The 26,025-nt window shown below is 61.4% G+C and carries 24 protein-coding genes and 1 tRNA gene; 11 read left to right on the top strand and 14 right to left on the bottom strand.

The window, feature by feature from the left end; all coding sequences use genetic code 11:
- Window positions 1–14 precede the first annotated feature (14 nt).
- Together O4H62_RS16430 and O4H62_RS16425 are read left to right on the top strand one after the other, a co-directional pair.
- A complete protein-coding gene (locus O4H62_RS16430; RefSeq protein ID WP_269389438.1) occupies window positions 15–497 on the top strand; it encodes a hypothetical protein in 483 nt (160 codons plus the stop codon).
- Between the two features lie 88 nt (window positions 498–585).
- The gene (locus tag O4H62_RS16425; protein ID WP_269389437.1) at window positions 586–1,041 is read left to right on the top strand and encodes a hypothetical protein; all 456 of its coding nucleotides are present in this window, start codon (window positions 586–588) and stop codon (window positions 1,039–1,041) included.
- A gap of 102 nt (window positions 1,042–1,143) precedes the next feature.
- Here O4H62_RS16425 and O4H62_RS16420 read toward each other — a convergent pair.
- A tRNA-Val gene (locus O4H62_RS16420) sits at window positions 1,144–1,218 on the bottom strand.
- 204 nt (window positions 1,219–1,422) lie between these two features.
- Window positions 1,423–1,788: a cell cycle two-component system response regulator CpdR gene (gene cpdR / locus O4H62_RS16415; RefSeq protein ID WP_269389435.1), complete on the bottom strand. Its 366-nt coding sequence runs from the start codon at window positions 1,786–1,788 to the stop codon at window positions 1,423–1,425.
- Window positions 1,789–1,963: 175 nt separating this feature from the next.
- Between cpdR and O4H62_RS16410 the strand changes: the two genes are divergently transcribed.
- Window positions 1,964–2,884 carry an N-formylglutamate amidohydrolase gene (locus O4H62_RS16410; protein ID WP_269389434.1) on the top strand — a complete coding sequence of 307 codons (921 nt, stop codon included), beginning with the start codon at window positions 1,964–1,966 and terminating at the stop codon, window positions 2,882–2,884.
- 322 nt (window positions 2,885–3,206) lie between these two features.
- Window positions 3,207–3,983 (top strand): histidinol-phosphatase, encoded by a 777-nt coding sequence (gene hisN / locus O4H62_RS16405; RefSeq protein ID WP_269389433.1) that lies wholly within the window; start codon window positions 3,207–3,209, stop codon window positions 3,981–3,983.
- Here hisN and O4H62_RS16400 read toward each other — a convergent pair.
- Complete coding sequence (locus O4H62_RS16400; protein ID WP_269389432.1) at window positions 3,970–4,950, bottom strand: alpha/beta fold hydrolase; 981 nt, start codon at window positions 4,948–4,950, stop codon at window positions 3,970–3,972. The genes hisN and O4H62_RS16400 overlap by 14 nt on opposite strands.
- Before the next feature lie 386 nt (window positions 4,951–5,336).
- Between O4H62_RS16400 and O4H62_RS16395 the strand changes: the two genes are divergently transcribed.
- Window positions 5,337–5,804, top strand: coding sequence for an Hsp20 family protein (locus tag O4H62_RS16395; RefSeq protein WP_269389431.1), 468 nt, complete (start codon window positions 5,337–5,339; stop codon window positions 5,802–5,804).
- 77 nt (window positions 5,805–5,881) lie between these two features.
- On the opposite strand, the gene O4H62_RS16390 is transcribed toward O4H62_RS16395, so the two are convergent.
- The 5 genes from O4H62_RS16390 to O4H62_RS16370 form a co-directional block, all read right to left on the bottom strand.
- Complete coding sequence (locus O4H62_RS16390; protein WP_269389430.1) at window positions 5,882–6,472, bottom strand: DoxX family protein; 591 nt, start codon at window positions 6,470–6,472, stop codon at window positions 5,882–5,884.
- Window positions 6,469–7,272 carry a DNA-binding domain-containing protein gene (locus O4H62_RS16385; RefSeq protein WP_269389429.1) on the bottom strand — a complete coding sequence of 268 codons (804 nt, stop codon included), beginning with the start codon at window positions 7,270–7,272 and terminating at the stop codon, window positions 6,469–6,471. Before O4H62_RS16385 ends, O4H62_RS16390 begins: the two co-directional genes overlap by 4 nt.
- Window positions 7,259–8,179, bottom strand: a complete 921-nt coding sequence (bufB, locus tag O4H62_RS16380) for an MNIO family bufferin maturase (RefSeq protein WP_269389428.1) — start codon at window positions 8,177–8,179, stop codon at window positions 7,259–7,261. The genes O4H62_RS16385 and bufB overlap by 14 nt, the downstream gene beginning before the upstream one ends.
- A gap of 31 nt (window positions 8,180–8,210) precedes the next feature.
- Window positions 8,211–8,516 (bottom strand): BufA1 family periplasmic bufferin-type metallophore, encoded by a 306-nt coding sequence (locus O4H62_RS16375; protein WP_269389426.1) that lies wholly within the window; start codon window positions 8,514–8,516, stop codon window positions 8,211–8,213.
- Between the two features lie 173 nt (window positions 8,517–8,689).
- The gene (locus O4H62_RS16370) at window positions 8,690–9,739 is read right to left on the bottom strand and encodes a threonine aldolase family protein (RefSeq protein ID WP_269389424.1); all 1,050 of its coding nucleotides are present in this window, start codon (window positions 9,737–9,739) and stop codon (window positions 8,690–8,692) included.
- A 26-nt stretch (window positions 9,740–9,765) separates the two neighbouring features.
- Between O4H62_RS16370 and O4H62_RS16365 the strand changes: the two genes are divergently transcribed.
- The 4 genes from O4H62_RS16365 (at window position 9,766) to O4H62_RS16350 (ending at window position 16,846) form a co-directional block, all read left to right on the top strand.
- Window positions 9,766–9,951, top strand: a complete 186-nt coding sequence (locus O4H62_RS16365) for a hypothetical protein (RefSeq protein ID WP_269389422.1) — start codon at window positions 9,766–9,768, stop codon at window positions 9,949–9,951.
- 375 nt (window positions 9,952–10,326) lie between these two features.
- Entirely contained in the window at window positions 10,327–15,048 is a 4,722-nt protein-coding gene (gene gltB / locus O4H62_RS16360; RefSeq protein ID WP_269389420.1) for a glutamate synthase large subunit, read from the top strand.
- 5 nt (window positions 15,049–15,053) lie between these two features.
- Window positions 15,054–15,380: a heavy metal-binding domain-containing protein gene (locus O4H62_RS16355; protein ID WP_269389418.1), complete on the top strand. Its 327-nt coding sequence runs from the start codon at window positions 15,054–15,056 to the stop codon at window positions 15,378–15,380.
- A gap of 11 nt (window positions 15,381–15,391) precedes the next feature.
- Window positions 15,392–16,846, top strand: a complete 1,455-nt coding sequence (locus tag O4H62_RS16350; RefSeq protein ID WP_269389416.1) for a glutamate synthase subunit beta — start codon at window positions 15,392–15,394, stop codon at window positions 16,844–16,846.
- Window positions 16,847–16,922: 76 nt separating this feature from the next.
- Here O4H62_RS16350 and O4H62_RS16345 read toward each other — a convergent pair whose 3' ends face one another.
- Both O4H62_RS16345 and O4H62_RS16340 read right to left on the bottom strand, forming a co-directional pair.
- A complete protein-coding gene (locus O4H62_RS16345) occupies window positions 16,923–18,065 on the bottom strand; it encodes an SGNH/GDSL hydrolase family protein (protein ID WP_269389414.1) in 1,143 nt (380 codons plus the stop codon).
- Window positions 18,066–18,122: 57 nt separating this feature from the next.
- Window positions 18,123–19,340, bottom strand: a complete 1,218-nt coding sequence (locus O4H62_RS16340; RefSeq protein WP_269389412.1) for a lytic murein transglycosylase — start codon at window positions 19,338–19,340, stop codon at window positions 18,123–18,125.
- Window positions 19,341–19,533: 193 nt separating this feature from the next.
- Here O4H62_RS16340 and galU point away from each other — a divergent pair, with 193 nt between their 5' ends.
- Window positions 19,534–20,418 (top strand): UTP--glucose-1-phosphate uridylyltransferase GalU, encoded by an 885-nt coding sequence (gene galU / locus O4H62_RS16335; protein WP_269389410.1) that lies wholly within the window; start codon window positions 19,534–19,536, stop codon window positions 20,416–20,418.
- A 52-nt stretch (window positions 20,419–20,470) separates the two neighbouring features.
- On the opposite strand, the gene O4H62_RS16330 is transcribed toward galU, so the two are convergent.
- Window positions 20,471–22,030, bottom strand: a complete 1,560-nt coding sequence (locus O4H62_RS16330; protein WP_269389409.1) for an outer membrane beta-barrel protein — start codon at window positions 22,028–22,030, stop codon at window positions 20,471–20,473.
- Between the two features lie 170 nt (window positions 22,031–22,200).
- Between O4H62_RS16330 and O4H62_RS16325 the strand changes: the two genes are divergently transcribed.
- On the top strand, window positions 22,201–23,196 hold the full coding sequence (locus tag O4H62_RS16325; protein ID WP_269389498.1) for a KpsF/GutQ family sugar-phosphate isomerase: 996 nt from the start codon (window positions 22,201–22,203) through the stop codon (window positions 23,194–23,196).
- Between the two features lie 2 nt (window positions 23,197–23,198).
- On the opposite strand, the gene O4H62_RS16320 is transcribed toward O4H62_RS16325, so the two are convergent.
- The 3 genes from O4H62_RS16320 to hemH form a co-directional block, all read right to left on the bottom strand.
- Window positions 23,199–23,654, bottom strand: a complete 456-nt coding sequence (locus tag O4H62_RS16320) for an NfeD family protein (RefSeq protein WP_269389407.1) — start codon at window positions 23,652–23,654, stop codon at window positions 23,199–23,201.
- The gene (locus O4H62_RS16315) at window positions 23,651–24,679 is read right to left on the bottom strand and encodes an SPFH domain-containing protein (RefSeq protein ID WP_269389405.1); all 1,029 of its coding nucleotides are present in this window, start codon (window positions 24,677–24,679) and stop codon (window positions 23,651–23,653) included. Before O4H62_RS16315 ends, O4H62_RS16320 begins: the two co-directional genes overlap by 4 nt.
- 152 nt (window positions 24,680–24,831) lie before the next feature.
- Window positions 24,832–25,884: a ferrochelatase gene (hemH, locus tag O4H62_RS16310; protein ID WP_269389403.1), complete on the bottom strand. Its 1,053-nt coding sequence runs from the start codon at window positions 25,882–25,884 to the stop codon at window positions 24,832–24,834.
- Window positions 25,885–26,025: the final 141 nt, after the last annotated feature.

Below are 26,025 nucleotides of genomic sequence, written 5' to 3'. Positions count from 1 at the left end.
CAAAGGAGACCCGCATGCGTGTTGCAACCCTCTCATTGATCTTGATATCACTCGTGACTGCCGGCACCGCTGCGGCCATGGATTGGCGGCACTATCAGAATGCCCGGTTCGGAACCAGCGCCGATGTCCCCGCCGCTTTCGCCCCAGCGCCACCGCCGGAAAACGGTGACGGCCAGCGATTTGACGGACCCAATGGCACGATTACCGTCTACGGCGCTTTCGATTTCACCGGTAGTTTCTCTGGCTACCGGAGCTTTCTCAAAGACACGCTTGAGAGCGAGGGCTGGAAGCTGACCTACACGCCGTCGGGCGAAAACTGGTTTGTGCTCTCGGGCGTAAACCAGGGGCGCATCCTCTATCAGCGCGTCGAACGTCCGGTCGGCTGTAAAGGTGACATCCTTCACCACATCGAATTCCGTTATCCCGCCCGCGATGGGATGGAGTGGGAGCCGATCGTCGAGCGCGGTGCAAAATCTCTTGATGGGCCATGTGGTTGAACCTGAACGAATAGGTGGGGCATTGAACGTGAGAAGTCTCTACGATCGAACGTTCGATCACCGCACATGAGTTCATATTGTCCATCAGATGCTGCCAGACTGGGAAGCGTGGAAAGCCTGGTTTGAAAACAACTGGCACATGGTCGGGGGGAGGGCGTGGAGCCGCTGTCTTTCTGACAAATTGTGCTTTGCCGGTACCGATACGGAACTTCTCATAGAGATAGGTGCATCCGTTGCGCTTTCGCTCCTCAATGGCGCCAATGAGGCGGGATGCCCTTTCGTCGCGATGAAGGCGCAGCAAGTCCTGGAAGGCGACGACGGCAGCACGGCTTTGAGTGACGATTTCCGTCTGCTTGGTTCCTGGTGTTGTGTGCATAAATTTAATTTTTGCTGCACACAAAAGCGAATGTGCATCAAGAAAAACAATGATGCACACACCAGAATAGGAGGAGCTGTGAAGCGGGCTCGGCCGGTCGGCCGGAAGTTCCTGGACGAGCGAGATCGCAGGGCATTAAAACGTCCGGGAAAGCCGTCAGGCTCGTGAATTCAGGAGCTTGCCGTAGTTTTGGGAGTAGCAAGCAAGTTCAGCCAAGGTTCAGTGAACCTGCCGCCCACTACGTAAACTTGGCCCAAGTGCTTGAAAGGATGGTGGGCGTAACAGGGATTGAACCTGTGACCCCTACAATGTCAATGTAGTGCTCTCCCGCTGAGCTATACGCCCATCCGATGGGCCGCATACACCACATAAACCCATGTGCCGTCAATACGAAAACAATGCGTTTTTTCGTCACCTCTGCCGAAGCTGCCCGGAGGCCGGCTGGCGGTGCAGAAAAGCCGGCCCAAAACGGAAAAACCCGGACACAGGGGGCCGGGTTTTCGCTGCGATGGTGACCTGCAAGTTCGCGCAGGGCCGCGACCTGTCTGATCAGGCGGCGAGAATCATCTTGTTGACCTCGTCGACGAGGTCGCGGAGATGGAATGGCTTGGACAGGACCTTGGCGTCCTTCGGGGCCTTGGAATCCGGGTTGAGTGCGACGGCTGCAAAACCGGTGATGAACATCACTTTGAGATCGGGATCGAGTTCGGTGGCGCGGCGAGCCAGCTCGATACCGTCCATTTCCGGCATGACGATATCTGTCAGGAGCAGCGTGAAGGGTTCTTCACGCAGGCGATCATAGGCGCTTGCGCCATTGTCGAAGGACCGGACCTCGTAGCCTGCCTTTTCCAGCGCCTTGACCAGGAACCGGCGCATATCATTGTCGTCTTCCGCGAGGAGAATTTTCGGGGTCATTCTGTTTCCAAACCTGTCAGCGTGCTCGTCGAGCTCTATCCGCCCCATCTATGGAGCAGTCCAGTAAACATCAGGTGAATCATGGTGATTTTGCGATGGGTTTTGTCCCGGACTGGACAGCTCAAGGGGCAACTGGCAAGGTGATTGAAGCGGTTGCGGGGGCAAAGGGACAGTTATGCAAGAAGCCGAAAGGCCCGGCACGGGTGGCAAGCCAGATGCCGGCTCACAAGCGGTCGCTCCTTTCGAGATCCACCGCCCATTGCAGCAGACCGAACCCTTCGTGTTCAATTCGCCGCATTCGGGCCGGATCTATCCCGACTCATTCCTGAGCCTGTCGCGGCTTGACCGCGTGGCGATCCGGCGCTCGGAGGACCATTTTGTCGATGAGCTGTTTGCCAGCGTGGTCCAGCTCGGGGCGCCGATGCTGGCAGCGCAATTTCCCCGCGCCTGGCTTGACGTCAACCGCGAACCCTATGAACTCGATCCGCGCATGTTCGACGGCCCGCTGCCGCCGTTTGCGAATATCGGATCGATGCGGGTCGCCGGAGGACTGGGGACGATACCGCGGCTGGTGGCCGAGAACATGGATATCTACCGGGGCCGTCTGAGCGTTGAAGAGGGGCTTTCACGCATTGAACAGGTGTACCGTCCGTATCACGCCAATCTGCGCCGAATCATCGCGCAGACCCATGTACAGTTCGGCAAGGCGATCCTGATCGATTGCCATTCGATGCCGGCCAATGTCAGGGTTGCGGGCGGCAGCCGCCGGCCCGACATCATTATTGGCGACCGCTACGGTGCGAGTGCCGCGCATGATCTGTCGCGCGCCGCCGTCTCGTTCCTTTCCGGGCTTGGCTACCACGTGGTGCGCAACAAGCCCTATGCCGGCGGGTTCATCACCGAGCATTACGGCCGCCCGGGGCGTGGCCTGCATGCCCTGCAGATCGAGATCAACCGCGGGCTTTACGTCGACGAGGCAAGCCTTGAAAAGACCGCCGGTTTTGACCTTCTCAAAGCCGATCTGTGGGAATTCGCCAGCCAGATGATGGCCTATGTGCGCGAGGGCTTCTCCGAAGACCGTCTGGCCGCGGAATAGTCCGATGCCAATCGGCGAAGCCCTGCCGGGCAGTCCGCTGCGCAGGTCTGGGGATTGCGATGACGGGTCAAAAAAAACCGCGCTTGCGGCGCGGTAAAATCTAGGGAGGAAACGCCCAAGGAGGGCATTCACAGTCAAAGACTGTAATTTGAAGCTAATGCTGCGTCGCACAAAAGTCAAGCATCCAGACCTTGAACTTTGTGCGGATGCGAAATGATCGCGGAGTGTATCCCCTTGCAATTCGGCGCCAGCCGGGTCAGGAATCGGCCCATTGCAGGCCTCGGCCGCCCCCACCGTCAATTCGTCTCTTACGGAATTCACAATGCTTCCTGATATCGCCTTCCTTGACGCCATTGCCGAAGCGGCTGCCGCGGAAACGCTGCCACGGTTCCGGATGCCGGTGACAATCGACAACAAGCATGCTGTCGGCTTCGACCCGGTGACCGAAGCCGACCGCGCCGCCGAAAAGGCGATTCGGGAGCTGATCACCGAACGGTATCCCGAGCATGGCATTCTCGGCGAGGAGCACGGGGATGTCGGTCTTGACCGGGATTATGTCTGGGTCATCGATCCGATCGATGGAACCCGGGCCTTCATTTCCGGGTTGCCGGTCTGGGGCACCCTGGTGGGCCTGTATCACAAGGGCAAGGCGGTGATGGGGATGATGGACCAGCCCTTCACCGGCGAGCGGTTCATTGCCCGACCGGGTGAAGCAATGGTCCGCCGCAACGGAAAGGCGACCCGGCTGAGCACCCGGCAAGGGGTTTCGCTGGACCAGGCGATCATGATGACCACGTCGCCGAAGATTTTCGCAAAGGAACTCGAGCCGTCCTACGCGCGGGTTGAAGCGAGTGTGCAGCTGGCCCGGTACGGCTGCGATTGCTACGCCTATGCGATGGTCGCCGCCGGCTACATCGATCTCGTCGTGGAAGCGGATCTCAAACCCTACGACGTCGGCGGGCTCATCCCGCTGGTCGAGGAAGCCGGTGGCGTGATGACGACCTGGGACGGCGGCAGGCCGGAAAAGGGCGGCACCATTATCGCCAGCGGTTCCGCCGCGCTGCACGAGGCGGCGCTGGAACTGCTCAACCGGAGCTGACAACTGACGCCGGTTCGGATGCCTGGTCCGGCGGTATGAACGCATCGATGGCGGCTAGCGTCGGCACACGGTAGCGGTCGGCTTCCTGCAGCAGCTCATGGCGTGCGCCATCGATCATGATCGCGCGGCCGGCACGGAAGCGGTTGCCCAGGCTTTCGATGGCCTGGGAGGCGACGATGCTGTCATTGCCGGCGCCGATCAGCAAAGTCGGCACCTTGATCTGGTCGAGATGTTCGAATTTGCCGACGCGGTCGATCGCTTTGAGCATCTCGTTGATCCATCGGGCACTTGGCGGGCCGAGCCGCAGCTCGGGATGCGCCATGTAGAGCGCCTGGTTGCGCGAGAATCTCCCGATATCCGTGGTCAGCGGGTTGCCGGCAAAGGGCTTGGGAAAGCTGTCCCGGCCAGTGCCCACCCAGCCCAGGCCGATCATGCGCATCAGCCTGGTGACCGATCGAAGCACCCATGTCGGCAGGGCCTGGTTGGACAAGTCGACAAACGGGGCGGTCAGAACCATGCGGTCGATGCGGTTGGTCAGCCTTGGCGCCATCGAAAGTGCCACCAGTGCTCCCATCGAATGTGCCACCAGACAAAAGGGCAGGCGGGTTTCGGGCAGAACAATGGTTTCGAGAAATGCGGACAGGTCGGCTTCGAAATCAGCAAAGCGGCGCACATGTCCCCGCAGCGGATTCTTCAGCAGTCGCTCGGAAAGTCCCTGGCCGCGCCAGTCAAAGGTTGCGACCCAGAGCCCTCGTCCGGTGAAATGGCGGATGGTCTCGTAGTATTTCTCGATGCACTCGTTGCGGCCCTGCAGCAGAACGACCGTGCCGCGGGCGACCGGAACATCGGACTTGAAGATGGCATAGCGCAGCCTTTTGCCGCCGGTACCTTCGAACCAGCCGGTAACATGATTGCCGGGCGCCGGGTTTTCTTCGGTCTCGATCAACAGGGGAATGTCATCGCTCATGATGTTTTCGCTTAGTGGTTCGCCCGTGTTTGGTCAAAAGGAAAAGAACAGACACAAGTAAAAAGGCCGGCGCCGTCTTGCGAACGGCCCCGGCCAGTTGCCCGGAACAGAAGGGACGGGATGTTCCCGGCGAGCCAGACTGTTTTGGTCTGATGCCGGGACTATGAGGGGCCGCCGCTGAACCGTGACCGAACAACCGGTTCATCGGAGGTTCATGGAGGCGGTCAGGTTTTCGCGGATATGGGCAGGTCTTGAACCGCTTTGCCGGAATTCCCACATTGGTCATGCAGGCGCCGGAGACCGGGTCTGCTGGCAGGGATGCCGCCCAATGCGGGGCAGCCCGGATGCCAGAACGCTAACTTGAGTCGCTCTGAAGGAGGACACCCATGCGTCACGTTGACTTTTCACCCCTCTACCGTTCCACTGTCGGTTTCGACAAGCTCTTGACCATGCTTGACAGCTTGGCGCCGACCGATCAGTCGCAGTCCTACCCGCCCTACAATATCGAGCGGACCGGAGAGACCACCTACCGCATTACCATGGCGGTTGCCGGTTTCGACGAGACCGAGATCTCCATCGAGGCACGCGAACACGTGCTGACGGTCAAGGGCGAAAAAGCTGAAGACAATGAAGCCGCAGGCACGGAATTCCTGTATCGCGGGATTGCCAAGCGTGCATTCGAGCGCCGCTTCCAGCTTGCCGATCATGTCGAGGTAACCGGCGCATCGCTGCGCAACGGTCTCCTGCATGTCGATCTGGTGCGCGAAATTCCCGAAGCGATGAAGCCGCGGCGCATTGCCATCAGCAAGGATGCCGGTGCAAACCCGAAGCAGATCGAAGCCAAACAGGCCTGATCCAGTTCCCCCCAATGGAACAGGCTTTATGGCGCTCAGGAGACTGAGCGCCATTTTTTATGCCGGCGATCCGGATTTCATGCCGCCGCGAACTGCGGTTTTCCGATCCGGGACCGGGTTAGCCATGCGTCAACGGACAATAATCCCGGGCCCTTGAGGATGATGACGGAGAGCGGCACGATCCACAACAGGCGCTGATCTGCGACGATGCTGTCGGGAAACCTGTCGAACCAGGCGCCGATGCTCTCGGCGCCAATCTGGTGCACGGTGATGTCCACGAATGTCTGGACGGCAATGAAACCGATCATGCCGAGGGCGGCAAGGCGCGAGAACAGGCCGATGACGATGAGAAGCGGCAGGATGAACTCGGCATAGGTGCCCATGAAGACAATCAGGCCCCACGGCAAGAACGACACCGCATCGACATCGCCTCCGGCTGCTTCCACTGCCGGGAGGGCGATCTGGTAATAGGCGCCGGGCGAGATCGAGAAGAAGCCCAGCAGACCGTCGCCAACCTTGGTCTTGGCCGAATTGAGGAAATAGCCCCACAACACGGCGGCGAAGGCGAACCGGGCGATGAGGCCAAGCAGCCAGCTGTCTCCGAGCCGTTCGAGACTGCCGAAAACACGTCGATGCAGGCTGGTTAGGAGATCAATGGTCGATGTCATGCTGTTTCCTCCGAACTTGTCGCGCCAAACGAACAGCCGGAAAACACGCCGGCTTCAAGCATTGCTGAAATGGCTGATGGCAGGTCGAACCCGGGATGCCGGGCGATGGTTTTGCCTGCCGCTTCCCCGAGGGATGCGCCTGCGATCAATGCCGTGAAGAACTCCGCGGCACCGGCCGGCAATCGGCGGATTTGGACTGCATCGGATGGACGGGTTATCAGCCCGTCTTCGGGTTCGTCCGGCCTTATTCCCTCGAGCGTCCGGTCTTCACGGCTTGCCGAGAAGATCGAGACAGCGGCAAACCCGCTCTTGACGATGCGCGCTGCCGGGTGGGCGATGAAGGTCGTGCCGGCGAGGTGTTCGGGCGGGATGGCGCCAAGGCTGCCGGGGTGCAGCGGATCGGCGTCGGTTGCGTGAAACGCATCAAGCCATGCCCGTTCCAGGCGCGCCACATCCGGCAGGTAAGGATATCTGGCCAACGGCTCGAAGCGTTCGAGAAAAGCTGCAAAACCGCCGCCATATTCAAAGATCACCGGAGAACGCGGCGGCTCCTTGGCGATGTACAGCCGCGCCAAGTCGCGGAAGAAGCGCTCCCCGACAAGTCGCTGGATGGCCGGGAATATGCCGGAAAGGGCGTCGATCAGGCTCACCGTCACGTTGTTGCGGTAGACGGCAAAGCGCTTGAGGGCGTTCTTGCCGTGCGGACCGACAATGCCTTCAGGCAAAGGCAGCTCGGGATTGAGCAGGGCCGCGCCAAAATCGTGCTGCCCGGCGCCGATCTCTGTTTCACTCCGCGGCATGACGGGACCCAAGCAGCGATGCCGGCCCAAGCCGGTCGAGAATGGCGTCGGCGAGCAGCGCTTCCCTGCGCAGCACCGGCCATTCCGGCACGTCATTGTCCCATTCGATCAGTGTCGGCAGGGCGCCGGCCTGGCTGATGACAATCTCGAAGAGTTTCCAGACCGTATCGGCCACCGGGCGGTCATGGGCGTCAATGAGGAGGAGATCGCCTTCATCATCGACATCTTCCGCGTGACCGGCGAGATGGATTTCCTCCACCAGTTCCAGCGGGAAATCACGCAGATAGTGCATCGGTTTCCAGCCGTGATTGGTGGCCGAGACGAAGACATTGTTGACGTCGAGCAGCAGACCGCAGCCGGATTTCCGCGCGATGTCGCGGATGAAATCGGTCTCGCTCATGGTCGACTGTTCGAAGGCCACATAGGTGGAGGGGTTTTCCAGCAGGATCGGACGCTTGAGCCGGTCCTGGATCTGGCTGATATGCGCGACAACCCGGTCGAGCGTTTGCGCATTGTAGGGAACCGGCAGAAGGTCATTGAAATAGCCTGCATCATGGCTCGACCAGGCCAGGTGCTCGGACACCATGGCCGGTTCGTAGCGCTCGACGACGCCGGCAAGGCGTTCGAGATGCGCAGGGTCGATTCCGCTCTCGGAGCCGATTGAAAGTCCGACACCGTGGACGGAGAGCGGAAATTCGCGGCGAATGGCGGCAAGCGCACGATGGGCGGGGCCGCCGCCGCCCATGTAGTTTTCGGCGTGAACCTCAAGAAATCCTATTCTGTGCTCATCGGCCAGAATGGCATCGACATGTTCGGTCTTCAGACCCGCCCCCGCACGTGGCGGGAGCGGGCCGGTCGGGAAACGGGATGTCTCGACAATCGGCGATTTGGGGGCGGACTGCGTCATCTCGTGACTCCGTTTTCCGGGTGTTTTCGGATCAGGCCGGCAGGTCGCGATCAAGCGGCTCGAGCGAACCCATGCGGCCGCCTTCGAGGCTCATCGTGGCGCAGGTGCCTGCGTCGACGTTCTTCCAGGCGTTGCCCTGGTAGTCGACCTTGGACGTGCCGGCGCAGGTGGTGCCGGGACCGGCTGCACAATCGTTCTTGCCGGCCATGGCCACGCCATAGCATTTTTCGGTGGCAGCTGCTGCGCCCTGGGTCGATGCGAGGAAGGTTGCGCCCGAAATAGCCATGGCGACTGCGCCAGCCAGAGCCGATGCACCGATAAGTGTCTTCTGCGACATTGTGTTCTCCTTGGATGTTTTGATCTGTTTCCGGACTGTTGTTGTCCGGCAGGAGAACCATGACGAATTGTCGCATCACTTGGAAATCAAGCGCACGTTATCCAGCATCACTTGGGCGTGAGCTTTTCGTGATGCGTTTGTACTTTCCGAGCGGCCTTTTTCGGGGGCGGGATTTAGCCGACGAGCTCGATAAACCGGTCGACGTGATCCTGTGTGGTGGCGAAACTCGTCACCAGCCGGAGCATGGTTTCATCGGGACCGACCAGATGAGCGGCTGAGCGCGGCGCCGACCATTCATAGAACATGGCGCCCTTTGCAGCGAGTTCCTTGGCAAGCGCCTTCGAGACAATCGGAAAGGTTTCGTTTGCCGGGCTCTGCCAGCCCAGATGTGCATTGCCCGAACTGGTGATCCCGGCTTGCAGCCGGGCGGACATGGCATTGGCGTGGCGGGCGGTCTCGAGCCAGAGGCCGTTTTCGAAATAGGCATCGAACTGGGCAGCGATGAACCGGCTCTTGGAAAACAGGTGGGCCGCACGCTTGCGGATGAAGGGAGCCTGCCTGGCCATGTCGGGATTGAGAAAGACCAGAGCTTCGGCGCACCAGCAGCCGTTCTTGGTGCCGCCAAACGAGACGATATCGACGCCGAGGTCTGCGGTCATCTGGGCGGGAGTGAGATCGAGTGCGACCAGCGCATTGGCGAAGCGGGCGCCATCCATGTGCAACGGCAGGCCGTGGGCTCTGGCGATCGCGGCGATCGCGCGGATCTCGTCAGGCGTGTAAACCGTGCCGGCCTCGGTGGCCTGGGTCAGGGTGATGGCCATCGGTTGGCCGGCGTGGACAAAGCCTTCCGGGAACCGGGCGATTTCGGCTTCCAGGGCTGCCGGGTTCATCTTGCCTTCCGGCCCGTCCACCGGCACAAGCCGCGAGCCGTGACTGAAGAATTCCGGCGCTCCGCACTCATCGGCAATGACATGGGCCTCGCGATGGCAGAAGGAGACGCCGCCCGGCCGGTTGACCGCCGACAGCGCCAGTGAATTGGCTGCAGTGCCGGTGCCGACGAAGAAGACCGCGACTTCCTGTCCGAAGATCTGGTTGAAGGTCTGCTCAACCTTGCGATCGAGATCACTGGTTCCATAGGCTGGGGCGAAACCTGCCGAATGGGCCGAGAGCGAAGCCGCGATTGCCGGGTGAGCGCCCGCCCAGTTGTCCGAAGTGAAGATCATGAGCGTCGGTCTCCGATAGCTTGAGTATGACCGGCTATCGCATGATTTTGATGGCTTTCAAAGGGCTCGAGACGGTGGATGATGCATTCGAACGCGTCACGCCGGACTGGCTGGAGCGGGTCCCGGTTGCCGTTGATTCCTTGGGTGCGGCAGCAAAACGCCGCACGGACGTCAGTATACGTAATAATATTGCGCCGATCTGGTCAGGTTGATCATTTCCGGTCGTCTGAGCGAGGTTTTTTGAGTTCGGTATCTTGCGCAATGGGCTGCATTCTGTCATAGAACAATCGAAATAGGACAGCCTTGCTGTCCTATTTGTGTCTGTCCTGGCCGGCTGGCATTGGCCATGGCAGATGCAAGGGGCTGTTGGCGGTATCCGCCAATTCGCGATCCACCTGTTCAAGGTGACCGTTCTGCCCCTTCATGATACAAAACCAAGCCGCGCGCCCGCGCACACCGGGTGAAGCTTGATAGGCGCGCAAGGCCAGACGACAGATGTATCCGGAACATGAAGCGTCGCCGCACCCGGCGGGGGCGAGCGTTGGACCGGGATCAACCGCCACGGCGGCCATGAAGGAGGAATGAAGATGGCAGACCTTTCACCATCTCTGACGAACGCTACCGCTTGTGAGGCTCGTGCCGAAACCAAGGCGGCCACCGCGCGTACCTTCGGATTGCCGCCCAAACAGGGTCTTTATGATCCGCGCAACGAACATGATGCCTGTGGCGTCGGTTTTGTCGCCCATATGAAAGGCCAGAAATCGCATCAGATCGTGCGTGATGGCCTGTTCATGCTCGAGAACCTGACACACCGCGGCGCGGTTGGCGCCGATCCGCTGATGGGCGACGGGGCCGGGCTTCTGGTTCAGATTCCGGACCGCTTCTTCCGCGAGGAAATGGCTGTGCAGGGCGTGACTTTGCCTGCGGCGGGCGATTATGCCGTGGGGTTCATCTTCATGCCCCAGGATGAGGCCGAGTGCGCGCATCTCAAGGGCATCATTGCAGAGATTGTCGCCGCCGAAGGCCAGACGCTGCTGGGTTTCCGCGATGTGCCGGTGGACAATTCGTCCCTGTCAAAGGCACCCGAGATCGCCGCGACCGAACCCCGCCATGTGCAGGTCTTCATAGGCCGTGGCGAAGGTGTCGAGGATCACAACGCCTTCAAGCGCCAGCTCTTCGTGCTCAGGAAGGTGATTTCGAACCGCGTCCACGACGAGGCCGAAAACGGCGACAAGGACTTCTATTTCGTTTCGCTGTCGACGCAGACCATCGTCTACAAGGGCATGTTCCTGGCCTATCAGGTCGGCGCCTATTACAAGGACCTGAGCGATCCGCGCTTTGAATCCGCGGTCGCATTGGTCCACCAGCGGTTTTCGACCAACACGTTCCCGTCCTGGCGGCTTGCCCACCCGTACCGGATGGTGGCGCACAACGGCGAAATCAACACGCTGCGCGGCAACGTCAACTGGATGGCGGCGCGCCAGGCTTCGGTTTCCTCGCCGCTGTTCGGAGACGACATCTCCAAGCTGTGGCCGATCTCCTATGAAGGGCAGTCGGATACGGCCTGTTTCGACAATGCGCTCGAATTCCTGATCCGTGGCGGCTACTCGATGGCGCATGCGGTGATGATGCTGATCCCGGAAGCCTGGGCCGGCAACGCTCTGATGAGTGCCGAACGCAAGGCGTTCTATGAATATCACGCGGCCTTGATGGAGCCATGGGACGGTCCGGCGGCAGTCGCCTTTACCGATGGCCAGCAGATCGGCGCGACGCTCGACCGCAACGGGCTGAGGCCGGCACGCTACATCGTCACCAATGACGACCGGGTGATCATGGCGTCCGAAGCCGGCGTGCTGCCGGTGGACGAAGCCTCGATCGTGTCCAAGTGGCGGCTGCAGCCCGGCAAGATGCTGCTGATCGACATGGAAGAAGGCCGGATCATCTCCGACGAGGAGGTCAAGTCGGGACTGGCGGCAAAGCATCCCTACCGGGAATGGCTGGAACGCACCCAGTTGATCCTGGAAGATCTCAAGCCGGTCGAACCGCGCGCGCTTCGCAAGGATGTGTCCCTGCTCGATCGACAGCAGGCTTTCGGCTACACGCAGGAAGACACCAAGATCCTGATGTCGCCGATGGCGACGACCGGGCAGGAAGCCATCGGCTCGATGGGAACCGACACGCCGATTTCCGCGATGTCGCAGAAGTCGAAGCTGCTCTACACCTATTTCAAGCAGAATTTCGCGCAGGTGACCAACCCGCCGATCGATCCGATCCGGGAAGAGCTGGTGATGAGCCTGGTGTCCTTCATCGGACCGCGCCCGAACCTTCTCGATCACAAGGGGGCGGCAAAGAAGAAGCGGCTTGAAGTGCGTCAGCCGATTCTTACCAATGGCGATCTCGAAAAGATCCGCTCGATCGGCCACACCGAGGACCGGTTCGACACCAAGACGCTGGACTTCACCTATGCGAGCGAAAAGGGCTCGGATGGCATGAAGGCGGCACTGGACCGGCTATGCGACCGGGCCGAGGAAGCCGTGACCGGCGGTTACAACATCATTATCCTGTCGGATCGCCAGATCGGGCCCGACCGGATTGCCATTCCGGCGCTGCTGGCGACGGCGGCCGTGCATCATCACCTGATCCGCAAGGGCCTGCGCACATCGGTCGGCCTCGTGGTCGAATCCGGCGAGCCGCGTGAGGTGCACCATTTTGCCTGCCTGGCGGGCTATGGCGCCGAGGCGATCAATCCGTACCTGGCGTTCGACACGCTGCTCGACATGCACAAGCGCGGCGAGTTTCCGCCGGAAGTCGACCAGTACGAGGTTGTCTCGCGCTACATCAAGGCGATCGGCAAGGGCATCCTCAAGGTGATGTCGAAGATGGGGATTTCGACCTATCAGTCCTATTGCGGGGCCCAGATCTTCGACGCTATCGGGTTGTCGAGCGCCTTTGTGGACACCTATTTCACCGGCACGGCGACGACGATCGAAGGCGCCGGTCTGAACGAGGTCGCATCCGAGACTGCCGAGCGGCATCGCCTGGCGTTCTCCAATGATCCGGTTCTCGCCACCTCCCTGGAAGTGGGCGGCGAATATGCCTACCGGATGCGGGGCGAGGAACACGCCTGGACGCCGGATGCGGTGGCCACGCTGCAGCATGCCGTTCGCGGCAATGCGAAGGACCGCTACCGGGAATTCGCCGACATGGTCAATCGCTCGACACTCCGGATGAACGCCATCCGCGGCCTGTTCGACATTCGCACCGCGGAAGCCGCCGGACGCAAGCCGGTGCCGCTGGATGAAGTCGAGCCCGCGGCTGAAATCGTCAAGCGGTTTTCGACCGGCGCCATGTCGTTCGGATCGATCAGCCGGGAAGCGCATACCACGCTGGCGATCGCGATGAACCAGATCGGCGGGAAGTCGAACACCGGCGAGGGCGGCGAGGAGCCGGATCGCTACCTGCCGCTCTATGGCGGTGGCCGCAACCCGGAACGCTCGGCGATCAAGCAGGTGGCCTCGGGCCGGTTTGGTGTGACCACCGAATACCTGGTCAACGCCGACATGATTCAGATCAAGGTCGCCCAGGGCGCCAAGCCCGGCGAGGGCGGGCAGTTGCCCGGCCACAAGGTCGACGCGACGATCGCCAAGACCCGGCACTCCACGCCGGGCGTCGGCCTGATTTCGCCGCCGCCGCACCATGACATCTACTCGATCGAGGATCTGGCGCAGCTGATCTTCGACCTGAAGAACGTCAACCCGGAGGCCGACATCTCGGTCAAGCTGGTGTCGGAAGTGGGTGTCGGTACGGTTGCGGCCGGCGTGGCCAAGGCGCGCGCCGATCACATCACCATCTCGGGTTATGACGGCGGCACCGGTGCATCGCCGCTGACCTCGCTCAAGCATGCCGGAAGTCCCTGGGAAATCGGCCTGGCCGAAACCCATCAGACGCTGGTGCTCAACGGCTTGCGGTCACGTATCGCGCTGCAGGTCGATGGCGGGCTCAAGACCGGGCGTGACGTCATTGTCGGTGCGCTGCTCGGGGCCGACGAGTTCGGCTTCTCCACCGCGCCGCTGATCGCCGCCGGCTGCATCATGATGCGCAAGTGCCACCTCAACACCTGCCCTGTTGGCGTCGCCACCCAGGATCCGGTGCTGCGCAAGCGCTTCAAGGGAACGCCCGAGCATGTCGTCAACTACTTCTTCTTCATCGCAGAGGAAGTGCGTGAGTGGCTGGCCGCGATGGGCTACCGCAATCTCGACGAGATCATCGGCCAGTCGGAACTGCTCGCCAAGGACGGCATGATCGAGCACTGGAAGGCCAAGGGACTGGATTTCAGCCGGATCTTCCACAAGCCCGATGCGCCCAAGGAAAAGACCTACTGGACCGAGCGGCAGAACCACCCGATCGCCGATGTTCTCGACAGGACACTGATCGAGAAGGCAATGCCGGCGCTCGAGAACAAGGAGAAGGTCGAGTTCGACGTCGAGATCAAGAATGTCGACCGCTCGGCCGGCGCTATGCTGTCGGGCGAAGTCGCCAAGCGGTACGGCCACAAGGGCCTGCCGGAAGACACGATCACGGTCAAGATGACCGGAACAGCCGGGCAGTCCTTCGGCGCCTTCCTGGCCCATGGGGTTACGTTCGATCTCTCGGGAGACGCCAACGATTATGTCGGCAAGGGCCTGTCGGGTGGTTGCATCATCGTCCGTCCGCCGGAAAATTCGCCGATCGTGGCGGAGAAGTCGATCATTGTCGGCAACACCGTGCTTTACGGCGCGATCGAGGGTGAGTGCTATTTCCGCGGCGTCGCAGGCGAGCGCTTCGCCGTGCGCAACTCGGGCGCCATCGCGGTGGTCGAGGGCGTCGGCGACCATGGCTGCGAATACATGACCGGCGGCCTTGTCGTTGTTATCGGCGAGACCGGCCGCAACTTCGCGGCCGGCATGTCGGGCGGCGTGGCCTACGTGCTGGACGAGGCCGGTGATTTCGCCAGCCGCTGCAACATGGCGATGGTGGAGCTGGAACCGGTTCCCGAGGAGGACGATATCCTCGAGAAGCTGCATCACCATGGTGGCGACCTGGCGCACAAGGGACGGGTCGATGTCAGCGGTGACATGACCCGGCATGACGAGGAGCGGCTGTTCCAGCTGATCTCCAACCACATGCATTACACCGGTTCGTCCCGCGCCAAGGAGATCCTCGACAACTGGGCCGATTTCCGTCCGAAGTTCCGCAAGGTCATGCCGGTCGAATACCGCCGCGCACTTGTGGAAATGGAACGGATGCGGATGGGCGTGGCGGCGGAATGAGATCCATGATCACATCGACAACCAACACGATCGAGGGCCGGGAGATCACCGAATACAGGGGCATCGTCACCGGCGAGGCTATCCTCGGAACAAACATCTTCCGCGATATCTTCGCAGGCATTCGAGACATAGTCGGCGGCCGATCGGGCGCTTACGAAAAAGCATTGCGCGAAGCGCGCGAAATCGCGCTTTCGGAGATGCAGGACGAGGCGCGAAAGTTGGGTGCGAATGCCGTTATCGGCATCGACCTGGACTATGAAAATATTTCAACCGGATCCAGTGGTTCGATGCTGATGGTATCGGCATCGGGAACCGCGGTCGTGATCCGTTGAGGGAGTAGACTATGGGTAAGGTAACGGGTTTTCTCGAAATCGACAGGCAGACGGCAAAGTATCAGCCGGCGTCCGACCGCATCCGGCATTTCCGTGAGTTCACCATCCGGATGAGCGACCAGGAAGTGCAGAAGCAGGCGGCACGCTGCATGGATTGCGGCATTCCGTATTGCCACGGTCCGACCGGGTGTCCGGTGCACAACCAGATCCCCGACTGGAACGATCTGGTCTACAACAACAACTGGGAAGAGGCGATCCGCAACCTGCATTCGACCAACAACTTCCCCGAATTCACCGGCCGCATCTGCCCGGCACCGTGCGAGGAAGCCTGCACGCTCAATCTCGAGGATGCGCCGGTCACGATCAAGACCGTCGAGCAGGCGATCGCCGACAAGGCCTATGAAATGGGCTTCATCGTGCCGCAGCCGGTGACCACGAAGACCGGCAAGAAGGTCGCGATCATCGGTTCCGGCCCTGCCGGCATGGCAGCGGCCCAGCAGCTTGGCCGCGTCGGGCACGACGTCCATGTCTACGAGCGCGAAAGCCGGCCCGGCGGGCTACTGCGCTACGGCATTCCGGACTTCAAGATGGAGAAACACTTTATCGACCGCCGCGTCGAGCAGATGGAAGGCGAAGGTGTCACCTTCTTCTGCAACGTCAATGTCGGAGTCGACAAGACGACGGAAGACCTGCTCGCCGAATATGATGCCGTGCTTTACTGCGGCGGTTCGGAAAAGCCGCGCGATGTCGGTATTCCCGGCGCGGACCTGATCGGCGTGCATGATGCGATGCCGTACCTGGTTCAGCAGAACAAGCGCGTCGCCCGCGAAAGCATCGACAATGTCGGCTGGCCCTCGGACCCGGTGCTGGCCGGAGGCAAGCATGTCGTGGTCATTGGCGGCGGTGACACGGCTTCCGACTGCGTTGGCACCGCATTCCGCCAGGGAGCCGTCAAGGTCACGCAGCTCGACATCCGTCCGCAGCCGCCCGAGAAGGAAGACAAGCTCGCCGTCTGGCCCTACTGGGCGACGAAGATGCGCACGTCATCCTCGCAGGCGGAAGGCGCGGTTCGCGAGTTCCAGGTCGGCACGCTCGAACTGGTTGGTGAAAACGGCATTCTGGCCGGCGTCAAGTGCTGTCACGTCGATGAGAAGCGCAAACCGATTGCCGGCACCGAGTTCGTCATCAAGGCCGATCTTGTGTTCGTGGCGATCGGGTTCCGCGGTGTTCTCGACACGGGTGTCGTCAGCGATCTTGGTGATCGGCTGTCGATCGATGTTGACCGGCGTGGATCAACCAACGTCGCGGCAAACGAGACCGATTACCGCACGTCGGTGGACAAGCTCTGGGCTGCCGGAGACGTGCGCCGCGGCCAGAGCCTGGTTGTCTGGGCAATCCGTGAGGGCCGCCAGGCGGCAAGGGAAATCGATATGAGCCTGATGGGGGCAACGGACCTGCCGCGCTGAGCGCCGGTCCTCAAGTCCTGCCGTGCCCGGGGAACGTGACCGGGCGCGGCGCTGGCATAGACTGACTGCCGCAAATCTACTGTTCTTCTCGTGGCCAGGCGAAATTATCGACGCGCCCCTCGGGCGCTTCGGGCAAGACGCCATCGAGTACCAGCTGGTCGCGCGGTGAGCGGACAAGGCCGGCCGTGGATGGCATTTCGCCCAAAAGTGCCGAGCCCCCGTCAAGGGCCGGATCGGTCATGGCAACGGGCATCGTCCGCATGAAGGCTGCGGCGTTTTCGCCAGGGGCGGGCGGCATGAATATTTCCGGAAAGTTGGAGGAGTCGAGCGTGGAGATACCTGTCGAAGCGGCGTCACCGAGCAGTCTCCTGATCGATTTCTCGGCATAGAAAGCGATCTTGCGGCTGCCGGCCTTGGTCATGTTGATGCCATCCGAGCCGCGAAGCCGCACCTGTTGTCCGTTGATGTCGGATCCGGTGAAGATGAACTTGCCATCTTCGTCGACGAACCCGTCCCATATGTCGATGAATTCGCCGCCGGCCTTCTCGACCTGGGTGCGGAAGACACCGTTGAAGGCCACCATGTCGGTGGTCATGGACGTAGACTTGAAAGCCGGCATGCCGATCCAAAGCAGCGGCACCTTCCTCTGCTGCAAGGCGTCGATCAGCAACTGGGCGCGGCGTTCGTACTCGGCAAGCCATTTGACCGAGCGGACAGGTTCACGCTCACCATCCACCACAAGCTGCTGCCGGTCGTTGGAGCCAAGTTGCACCACGATAATCGAGGGCTGTACCTCCTCGACGATCTGACGGGCTTCACCAGGCCAATCGTAATAATCGTCGCGAACAAGACCGGATGACCCATTGGCGCGGTCGATAATGACAACGCCGGGGGCTTCCGCAAATGCTTCGCTCAATCCATCCGCTGTTCGATTGGCGAGAAAGTCTCCCACAACAAGGATCTTGCGGGCATTTTCCAGTTTCTCGACAACCGGTTCCGGCGGCGGGGCAACTCTTGGGGCGGTTCTGGCGACCCTGCTGGTCCGCGCCGGTTGTCGCTCCTGCTTCTTGGTGGACCCGCCTCCGCCAAACAACAGCTGCAGAAAGGATTTTCGTTCAACGCGTTCCTGCGCCTGGGCGGGTTGCAGGACGATCGGCCCAGCCAGCGCCGTGACCAGCAAGAAGACAATACAGCGCAGCAATGGTAGGCGGTTTGACACGCGGAAGTCGTCTCCTGTTCAGCCTATGGCCGGATGCATTCCGGCCCGAACGGACCATCACTTGCGCCGGATCGCATCCAGTATCTTCTGCGATGGAATTGCCTCGCCGGTCAAGCCGGCGCGCGACTGGAAGGCGGCGATGGCGGCCTTTGAGCCCGAGCCGAAATTGCCGTCGATCTCGCCGTCGTAGTAACCGAGGCTCTTGAGCCTGGTCTGCAACTCGAACTTCTCCTTGACGTCAAGGGCACCGTCCGGCCGTGGCCAGCGCTGGTCGACACCGCCATAGCCGGCAATTTCATCGGCCAGCACACCGACGCCAAGGGCGTAGGAATCGGAATTGTTGTAGCGCTTGATGACGAAGAAATTCTTGGTCATCAGGAAGGCCGGACCGTTGGCGCCGCCAGGCATCTTGAGCTCGGCGCGGCGGCTGCCGACCGGAAAGCCCTTTCCGCCGGGCCGGGTGAAGCCGAGGGCTGCCCATTCCGACAAGGTCTTCGTCTGGCCGTCATACTTGGCGCCCCCCCTCGGGAGGACGGCTTCGTAACCCCAGGTCTCACCGGTTCGCCAGCCATTCTTCTTGAGAAGGTTTGCGGCGGTCGCCAGGGCATCCGGGATCGAATTCCAGATGTCGCGATGCCCGTTGCCATCGGCGTCGATTGCAAAGGCGAGATAGCTCGTCGGGATGAACTGGGTGTGGCCCATGGCGCCGGCCCATGAGCCGGTCATCTCGCGCGTCGAAATGTCGCCTGCCTGAAGGATCTTCAGCGCCGCCACGAGTTGCTGGCGGGCGAACTTGGCGCGTTTCCGGTCGGCATAGGCTAGGGTGGCAAGGGCCTGCGGAACATAGTGCAGGCGATCCGTCTTGGTCAGGATCTCGCCGTAATTTGATTCCATCGACCAGATGGCCAGCAGAACCGACGCATCGACGCCAAAATGGCGCTCGATGGCGGTCAGTGTTCTGGCGTGCTGGGCGGCCATCTCGCGTCCCTTGGCAATGGTGTAGGGATTGACTCGGGAATCGAGGTAGTCCCAGACCTTGGTGGTGAATTCGGGCTGAAAGCGCGCTTTTTCGAGCACCACTGGATCTGGGGCGGTCACGCCCCTAAATGCTGTCTCGTAGGTCGAGCGGGAAATACCGGCTTTCGCCGCGGTGCTGTAAAAGCCTGAGACCCATTTTTGAAAACCTGCATCGGCTTGTGCCGTCAGCGGGGTAAAAACGCCGGCAAAGAGGCAAAAACCGGCGGCGCGAACAAATTTGCTGGGTGTTCGGATCATGTTCCAAGCATCCTGTTGTCTAGAGCTGTTGCGTGTGACTGCTCGACAATCATAGTCTGGAGCCGTCAACAAACCGTTTACCATATTCGCTGTCCCAGTGTCCGCGTTTGCCACTTCCTAACAAATGGTGCGTACTGCCCGGAATGCGCCGGGATGCACCGGGAAGATCATTTATGAGAAATGAGGAAAATACATGACGAAAATACGCAAGGTCCGGAAAGCTGTCCTGCCGGTTGCAGGTCTGGGCACCCGCTTTCTTCCGGCAACCAAGGCCGTGCCGAAGGAGATGCTGACGGTCGTCGACAAGCCGGTGGTTCAGTATGTCGTCGAAGAGGCAATGGCTGCCGGGATCGAGCATTTCGTATTTGTCACGGGCCGCAACAAGGCGGTCATCGAAGATCATTTCGACATTCAGGTCGAACTTGACGACACGCTGCGCGAGCGCGGCAAGAGCGCCGAACTGAAAGCCCTGGAAGACATGCTGCCAAAGGCCGGGGCGACGAGTTTCACACGCCAGCAGGCCCCTCTCGGGCTCGGCCATGCCGTCTGGTGCGCCCGTGACATCATTGGCGACGAACCCTTCGCGCTGCTGCTTCCCGACATGGTGATGCGCGACAAGGTGGGATGCCTGACCGGCATGGTTGAGCTTTACAACAAGGTGGGCGGCAACATCGTCGCGGTGGCCGAATGCGACCCCGATGAGGCTCACAAGTACGGCATCGTCGGCAAGGGCGAGGACCTCGACGGCGGCTTTCGCATCACCCAAATGGTCGAAAAGCCGGCACCGGGGACAGCTCCGTCAAACTACTTCATCAATGGCCGTTATATCCTGCAGCCGGAGATTTTCGATATCCTGTCGAAACAGGAGCGCGGCGCTGGCAACGAGATCCAGGTGACAGACGCGATGCTGAAGCTGGCCGATCAACAGCCGTTCTCGGCCTACGAGTTTGGCGGTGAGACCTTCGATTGCGGCTCCAAGGCCGGGTTCATCCTGGCCAACGTCGCCTTCGCGCTTGAGCGGGCGGATATCAAGTCGCTGGTGGCGGAAGACTTGAAAAAGATGATCTCGAAGGCCTGATCAGAATCGGGCCTCGGAGTTTCGGCCGGCGGCGGCCATCATATGCCGTCGCCTATCTGCGCAACTTGAGGCCCAGTCCGACACGTGCGGTATCTTCGTCGGTGCCGCCGGGTTCCTTGGTCCGTTCGTAGCTCGCATCGGCTTCCAGGTCGAGATAGCGGTTGATGCTCCAGGTCAGGCCCGCAGAGGCGCCGTAACTGCGTTGATTGCTGCGTCCGCTGCCCGAATCGTAATCCCGGTAACCTGCGGTGGCGCCGAGCCTGGCCACCAGGTTGCTGCGGATCTGCTGTGACAGGGTCGCGTCGAGTTCATAGACCACGGCGCCGGATTGGCCTGCCGTGGTGGCCGATTCGAGCGTGGTTGCAAGGCCGAGATTAACGTTGGTTCCCCGCAAGGGTGACCAAGTGACATCGCCGTCTAGGGTCAGTCCCGAAATGTCGGCCAGGTTGGCGTCGTCAAGGTTTCGCAGCACGTATCCGGCGGCGAACTCTCCCGAGAGCTTTTCACCGAAATTGACTTCGGCTCCGGCCCGCGCGCCGAATGTTTTCGAAGACCGTGCCGCTCCCGTTGAATCGATCCGCTGGTCGTATTTCTCGCGGCCGACGGTTCCCTCGACAAAGGGCACCAGCGCGGGCGATACCTCGTAACCGATCCGGGCGGTAAGCTCTGCGCCCAGCGTGTCACGATCGTCCAATAGGACGGTGGTTCCATCGGCGAGGGTGGCATCGCCATAAAGCTTGCGGGTGACCTCGAGCGTGGTTGAGCCACGCAACAGGCCCAAATTCTTCTCAAGGCCGATGCTGGCACGCAATTCGTGAACACCCGCCTGGCTGGTGGCGCCTGAGATCGCATTCGGATCGGTACGGCTTTCGCGGGAATAGCTGTAACCCGCTCCGAGAACGCCGGTGATGTCGTTGATGAGGTCGAGGTTCAGCCGTGCATTGACGTTGGCGCTGGGTGTTTCGGTTCCGGTGCCCGAGAGGTTCTTCTGCCAGGTGCCGGAGCCGTCGACATTGAGTTGGTGCCGCGACCAGTCGGACTCGAGCGTGCCGGACAAGGTGGTCTGGCTGTAGGTCCGGCTCGTTCTGGTCGGGCCGTAGCGAACCGACTCATGGACGACCCGCTGATCCAGCGTCGGGCGCAGCGTCAGGGAACCGAACGAGAAACCGGGAACTCCGGCCTCTTGTTCCAGGGGATCCAGCGGCAGGCCGTCAACGGTTCCCACGCGGGCGTTCTGGCGCGCAAGGCTCGCGGCGTAATCCTGGTCGGCCTGGCTCAGGTTCGACGGAGAGCCGATCGATCCGGTGAGATCTTCCGCTGCGGGCTGAACCGGGTTTGCTGCTGTGTCCAACGGTCCGGCGGGAGCCGTTGCGCCAAAACCGTCGGTCGTCGCCATTGTGGCGCCGCCGGGGCGCGGAGCGGGCAGGGCGCCATAGAGTGTCGAGGCGGCGGTGGACGCGGTCGACGAAGTCCCGTCAGAAGTGCCGCGGAGTTCAAACCGGCCGGCGTCGGAATTCGACCCCGTTGCGCTTTGCGCAAGGGCCGCAGGAATCGCCGTCATCAGGCAAAGTGCGGATACGGTGAGGCGAAGGCCATCCCGACGGACCGCCATTCGTCTCTGTTCCGTGTTGATGCGGTCGCGCATGCGTCTCCGGTTCCGGACTCATCCAAATCTTGTCAAAGCGTAAACACTTGTGGTTAACGCAAGGTTTCGATCCTCTGCATTGCGGATCGGCAACGTGGTTGATGGACACAGGCGAGGCGAAGGGGTATTCGGGCCTGATGAAGAATATCCTGCCAGACTATCCGCGCATCGACATGCTGGCCTCGGCCGGACGTACGATCCAGACCGAGAAAGCCGGCCTTGAGGCGCTCGCGGCAGCGCTCGAAAACGGGCTGTCGGAGCCGTTTACCCGCGCGGTCGAAACCCTCGGGAGCATCACGGGTCGGGTCATCGTCACTGGCGTCGGCAAGAGCGGGCACATCGGGGCCAAGATTGCCGCCACACTGGCGTCGACCGGAACACCGTCGCATTTCGTTCACCCGGCAGAAGCAAATCACGGCGATCTTGGAATGATCGCGAAGGATGATGCGATCATCGTGTTGTCCTGGTCCGGCGAGAGCGCCGAGTTGAAGGGAATCCTTGCCTACTCAAGGCGTTTCGGGATTCCGCTGGTGGCGTTTACGGCCGGCGCCGATTCCGCGCTCGGGCGGGAGGCGGACATCGTGCTGCTGATGCCGCGCGAACAGGAGGCCTGCCCGCATGGGCTGGCGCCAACCACCTCGACATTGATGCAGCTTGTGCTGGGCGATGCGCTTGCGGTGGCGTTGCTGGAAGCCAAGGGTTTTACCGCCGGCGATTTCCACACGTTCCATCCGGGCGGGAAACTCGGCGCAACTCTTGCGCATGTCGCGGACGTCATGCACACCGGCGATGCGGTTCCGCTTGTGCCCTCGGGGACACCGGCGCCCGAGGCGATCATGACGCTGTCGCAAAGGAAATTCGGCTGCGTGGGGGTGACCGGGCCGGACGGACGCCTGATCGGGATCGTCACCGATGGCGATGTGGCCCGTAATCTCGGCCGCAACCTGGTGGATCAGCCGATCGATGCGATCATGACGAGCCAGCCCAAGACCATCGCGCCAACGGCGCTGGCCAGTACCGCGATGGCCATTCTGAACAAGAATTCGATCGGCGCGCTGATGGTGACCGACCAGAACCTGTCACCGATCGGCATCGTGCATTTCCATGATCTGCTCAGGATCGGCGTGGCCTGAAATCAGGCCCGCTCCACCGTCAGGCCGCCGGCCTGCGCCGTGGTGATGCGCACGCGCGCGCCTGCCGGCATGTCAGGGCCCTGCACGATCCAGGTGGTGTCATCGAGCCTGATGCGCCCCTTGCCCTCGGAGATCGGTTCTTCCAGCGTGGCCGTCCGGCCCACCAGGCCTTCGACGCGACGGTTGAGCATGGGTTGATCGCTTTCCGTGCTCGATCCGGATATCCGCCGGCCGACCAGGGCGAAGGCAATGGCCAGCACGGCGAAAATCATGAGCTGCAACTGCCAGCCCCAGAATTCCGCGTTCCAGAAGCCGAGCGATACTGCGCCGACGACAATCGCGGCAAGCCCGATCCAGAGCAGGAAAACGCCGGGGATCAGGATCTCTAGACCGAGAAACACCAGGCCCACGATCCACCAGCTCCACGGACCGAGTTCGGCGACCAGGCCGGCGATCATGTGTCCTGCTCTCCCTGCGGGCCGGTGGGATAGCCCGGCGTCGTTGCGCGTGGCTGGCGCGGCGGTTGGGCGGGGGCGCGTCTCGGGCCCGGGGCGGCTGCATTGCCGCCATCCCTGCCGAACACTTCCTGCGCGATCGCGCCGATGCCACCCAGCGAACCGATCAGCGACGAGGCTTCCAGCGGCATCAGGATGACCTTCTGGTTCGGTGCCGAGGCAATCTGGCCCAGCGCCTCGGTGTATTTCTGCGCAACGAAATAGTTGATCGCGGTGATGTCGCCTTCAGCGATTGCCGTCGACATCATCTGGGTGGCCTTGGCTTCGGCCTCGGCAAGGCGTTCGCGGGCCTCTGCGTCGCGGAAGGCGGCGTCGCGGCGGCCTTCCGCCTCGAGAATCGCGGATTGCTTGGCGCCTTCGGCACGCAGGATCTGGGCGTTGCGCGAGCCTTCGGCTTCCAGAACGTCGGCGCGCTTCTCGCGCTCGGCCTTCATCTGCCGGCCCATGGCTTCGACCAGGTCGACGGGGGGAGCAATGTCCTTGATCTCGACACGGGTGATCTTGATGCCCCAGGGAGCGGCCGCTTGGTCGACCACGCGCAGCAGACGGTCGTTGATGGCATCGCGGTTGGACAACAGCTCGTCAAGATCCATTGATCCCATCACCGAGCGGATGTTGGTCATGGTCAGGTTGAGCAGCGCCTGTTCAAGATCGGAGACCTGATAGGCGGCCTCCGCGGCGTTGAGCACCTGGTAAAACGAGACCGCGTCCGCGGAGACGGAGGCGTTGTCGCGGGTGATGACTTCCTGGGTGGGAATGTCGAGCACCTGCTCCATGATGTTTATCTTGCGGCCGATGCGGTCGATGAACGGGACGATGATGTTCAGGCCCGGCGTCAGCGTGCGGGTGTAGCGTCCAAACCGTTCAACCGTGTAGGCGTAGCCCTGCGGCACCGTCTTGACCCCGGAGAACAGAACCAGGATCGCAATGACAACGACGACAATGACCGTGATATCCAGTCCCAACATGCCCGAAGATCTCCTCTGCCCGGAATTGATGTGCGGGCCAGCGCCGCCTTCCTAAACAGGTAGTGGGTCTGGCCAGCGCTTGCAATCTTCCTTGGGCATTATCTTGGCCTCCGGATTGCCCGGCACGGCCTCGATGGAGCGCGGGGCTGACTTCAGATCCAGCCCTGGAGTTCGCGGCGGACAACGGCTTCGAGCACCTTCATTCCGCCGTCGCTGTCGTTGAGGCAGGGGATGTGGGTAAAGTGTTCGCCGCCGTTCTCGTGGAAGATCTCGCCGGCTTCACCGGCGATCTCCTCAAGCGTTTCAAGACAATCGGAGACGAAGCCCGGATTGATCACGGCGATGCGCTTTACGCCCTCCTTCGCCAGTTTTTCAACAGTCTTGTCGGTGTATGGCTGCAGCCACTCTTCCGGACCGAAGCGCGACTGGAACGTCGGCATCAGCTTTTCCTTGGGCCAGCCCAGCCGCTCACGCACCAGGCGCGCTGTCTTCAGGCACTGGCAATGATAGGGGTCGCCCTTGAGGAAATAGGATTGCGGAATGCCGTGGAACGACATCAGCAGGATCTCCGGATCCCAATCGAGACCGGCGACATGGGTTTCGATCGATTGGGCGATCGCCTCGATATAGGCCGGATCGTCGTGATAGGGCGGGACGGTCCTGAGCGCCGGCTGCCAGCGCATCTTCATCAACGCCTCGAAGGCCTTGTCGTTGACCGTCGCCGTGGTGGCGGCGGCATATTGCGGGTAGAGCGGAAACAGCACGATCCGGTCGCAGCCGGCGTCCTTGAGGGCATTGAGCTTGTCGGAAATGGATGGCTGGCCGTAGCGCATGGCCCAGTCGACCATCACGGAAGGGTGGGAGGCGAGCATCTCGCCGAGCCTGTCCGACTGGTTGCGGGTGTAGGTTCGCAGATAGCTCTCATCGAGATCCTTGTTCCAGATCTCCTCATAGGCCTTGCCGACGCGTCCCGGACGGGTGTTGAGAACGATGCCGAACAGGATCGGGTACCAGAGGAAACGCGACCACTCGATCACCCGCCTGTCGGTGAGGAACTCCTTGAGATAGCGCCGCATGGATTTGTAATCGGTACCGTCCGGGGTTCCGAGATTGACGATCAGCACTCCGACTTTCTGGATTTTCACCGGCGGATGCTGGGGGGGCAACTCGCCCACAGCGCGGCTCTGTTCTTCAGTCAGGATCATGGGGCTGTTCAAGGTCGCATTCCATTCGAGTGTTTTTCGGTCTTGCCCGACCGGCACCGGGCGGACAAGGCGCTTTGGCGCCGGCCGCTACGGCAGCCGATCAGCCGTTGAGCGGGAACATAGACACATCAAACGACAAAT

This window comes from Parahoeflea alexandrii (assembly GCF_027214025.1).
Taxonomy (GTDB): Bacteria; Pseudomonadota; Alphaproteobacteria; order Rhizobiales; family Rhizobiaceae; genus Hoeflea; species Hoeflea alexandrii_A.
The sequence above is the reverse complement of the archived record's forward strand: the minus strand, read 5'-3'. Positions and strand labels throughout refer to the sequence as shown.

Bases quoted from the DNA above. Each gene is read 5' to 3' on its own strand.
- gltB (WP_269389420.1), top strand. From the start codon at position 10,327: ATGGCAGACCTTTCACCATCTCTGACGAACGCTACCGCTTGTGAGGCT.
- hisN (WP_269389433.1), top strand. From the start codon at position 3,207: ATGCTTCCTGATATCGCCTTCCTTGACGCCATTGCCGAAGCGGCTGCC.
- O4H62_RS16325 (WP_269389498.1), top strand. From the start codon at position 22,201: ATGAAGAATATCCTGCCAGACTATCCGCGCATCGACATGCTGGCCTCG.
- cpdR (WP_269389435.1), bottom strand. From the start codon at position 1,788: ATGACCCCGAAAATTCTCCTCGCGGAAGACGACAATGATATGCGCCGG.
- galU (WP_269389410.1), top strand. From the start codon at position 19,534: ATGACGAAAATACGCAAGGTCCGGAAAGCTGTCCTGCCGGTTGCAGGT.
- O4H62_RS16320 (WP_269389407.1), bottom strand. From the start codon at position 23,654: ATGATCGCCGGCCTGGTCGCCGAACTCGGTCCGTGGAGCTGGTGGATC.
- O4H62_RS16355 (WP_269389418.1), top strand. From the start codon at position 15,054: ATGATCACATCGACAACCAACACGATCGAGGGCCGGGAGATCACCGAA.
- O4H62_RS16340 (WP_269389412.1), bottom strand. From the start codon at position 19,340: ATGATCCGAACACCCAGCAAATTTGTTCGCGCCGCCGGTTTTTGCCTC.
- O4H62_RS16370 (WP_269389424.1), bottom strand. From the start codon at position 9,739: ATGATCTTCACTTCGGACAACTGGGCGGGCGCTCACCCGGCAATCGCG.
- O4H62_RS16385 (WP_269389429.1), bottom strand. From the start codon at position 7,272: ATGCCGCGGAGTGAAACAGAGATCGGCGCCGGGCAGCACGATTTTGGC.
- O4H62_RS16425 (WP_269389437.1), top strand. From the start codon at position 586: ATGCTGCCAGACTGGGAAGCGTGGAAAGCCTGGTTTGAAAACAACTGG.
- O4H62_RS16365 (WP_269389422.1), top strand. From the start codon at position 9,766: ATGACCGGCTATCGCATGATTTTGATGGCTTTCAAAGGGCTCGAGACG.
- O4H62_RS16315 (WP_269389405.1), bottom strand. From the start codon at position 24,679: ATGTTGGGACTGGATATCACGGTCATTGTCGTCGTTGTCATTGCGATC.
- O4H62_RS16390 (WP_269389430.1), bottom strand. From the start codon at position 6,472: ATGACATCGACCATTGATCTCCTAACCAGCCTGCATCGACGTGTTTTC.
- O4H62_RS16410 (WP_269389434.1), top strand. From the start codon at position 1,964: ATGCAAGAAGCCGAAAGGCCCGGCACGGGTGGCAAGCCAGATGCCGGC.
- O4H62_RS16350 (WP_269389416.1), top strand. From the start codon at position 15,392: ATGGGTAAGGTAACGGGTTTTCTCGAAATCGACAGGCAGACGGCAAAG.
- O4H62_RS16375 (WP_269389426.1), bottom strand. From the start codon at position 8,516: ATGTCGCAGAAGACACTTATCGGTGCATCGGCTCTGGCTGGCGCAGTC.
- hemH (WP_269389403.1), bottom strand. From the start codon at position 25,884: ATGATCCTGACTGAAGAACAGAGCCGCGCTGTGGGCGAGTTGCCCCCC.
- bufB (WP_269389428.1), bottom strand. From the start codon at position 8,179: ATGACGCAGTCCGCCCCCAAATCGCCGATTGTCGAGACATCCCGTTTC.
- O4H62_RS16330 (WP_269389409.1), bottom strand. From the start codon at position 22,030: ATGGCGGTCCGTCGGGATGGCCTTCGCCTCACCGTATCCGCACTTTGC.
- O4H62_RS16395 (WP_269389431.1), top strand. From the start codon at position 5,337: ATGCGTCACGTTGACTTTTCACCCCTCTACCGTTCCACTGTCGGTTTC.
- O4H62_RS16400 (WP_269389432.1), bottom strand. From the start codon at position 4,950: ATGAGCGATGACATTCCCCTGTTGATCGAGACCGAAGAAAACCCGGCG.
- O4H62_RS16430 (WP_269389438.1), top strand. From the start codon at position 15: ATGCGTGTTGCAACCCTCTCATTGATCTTGATATCACTCGTGACTGCC.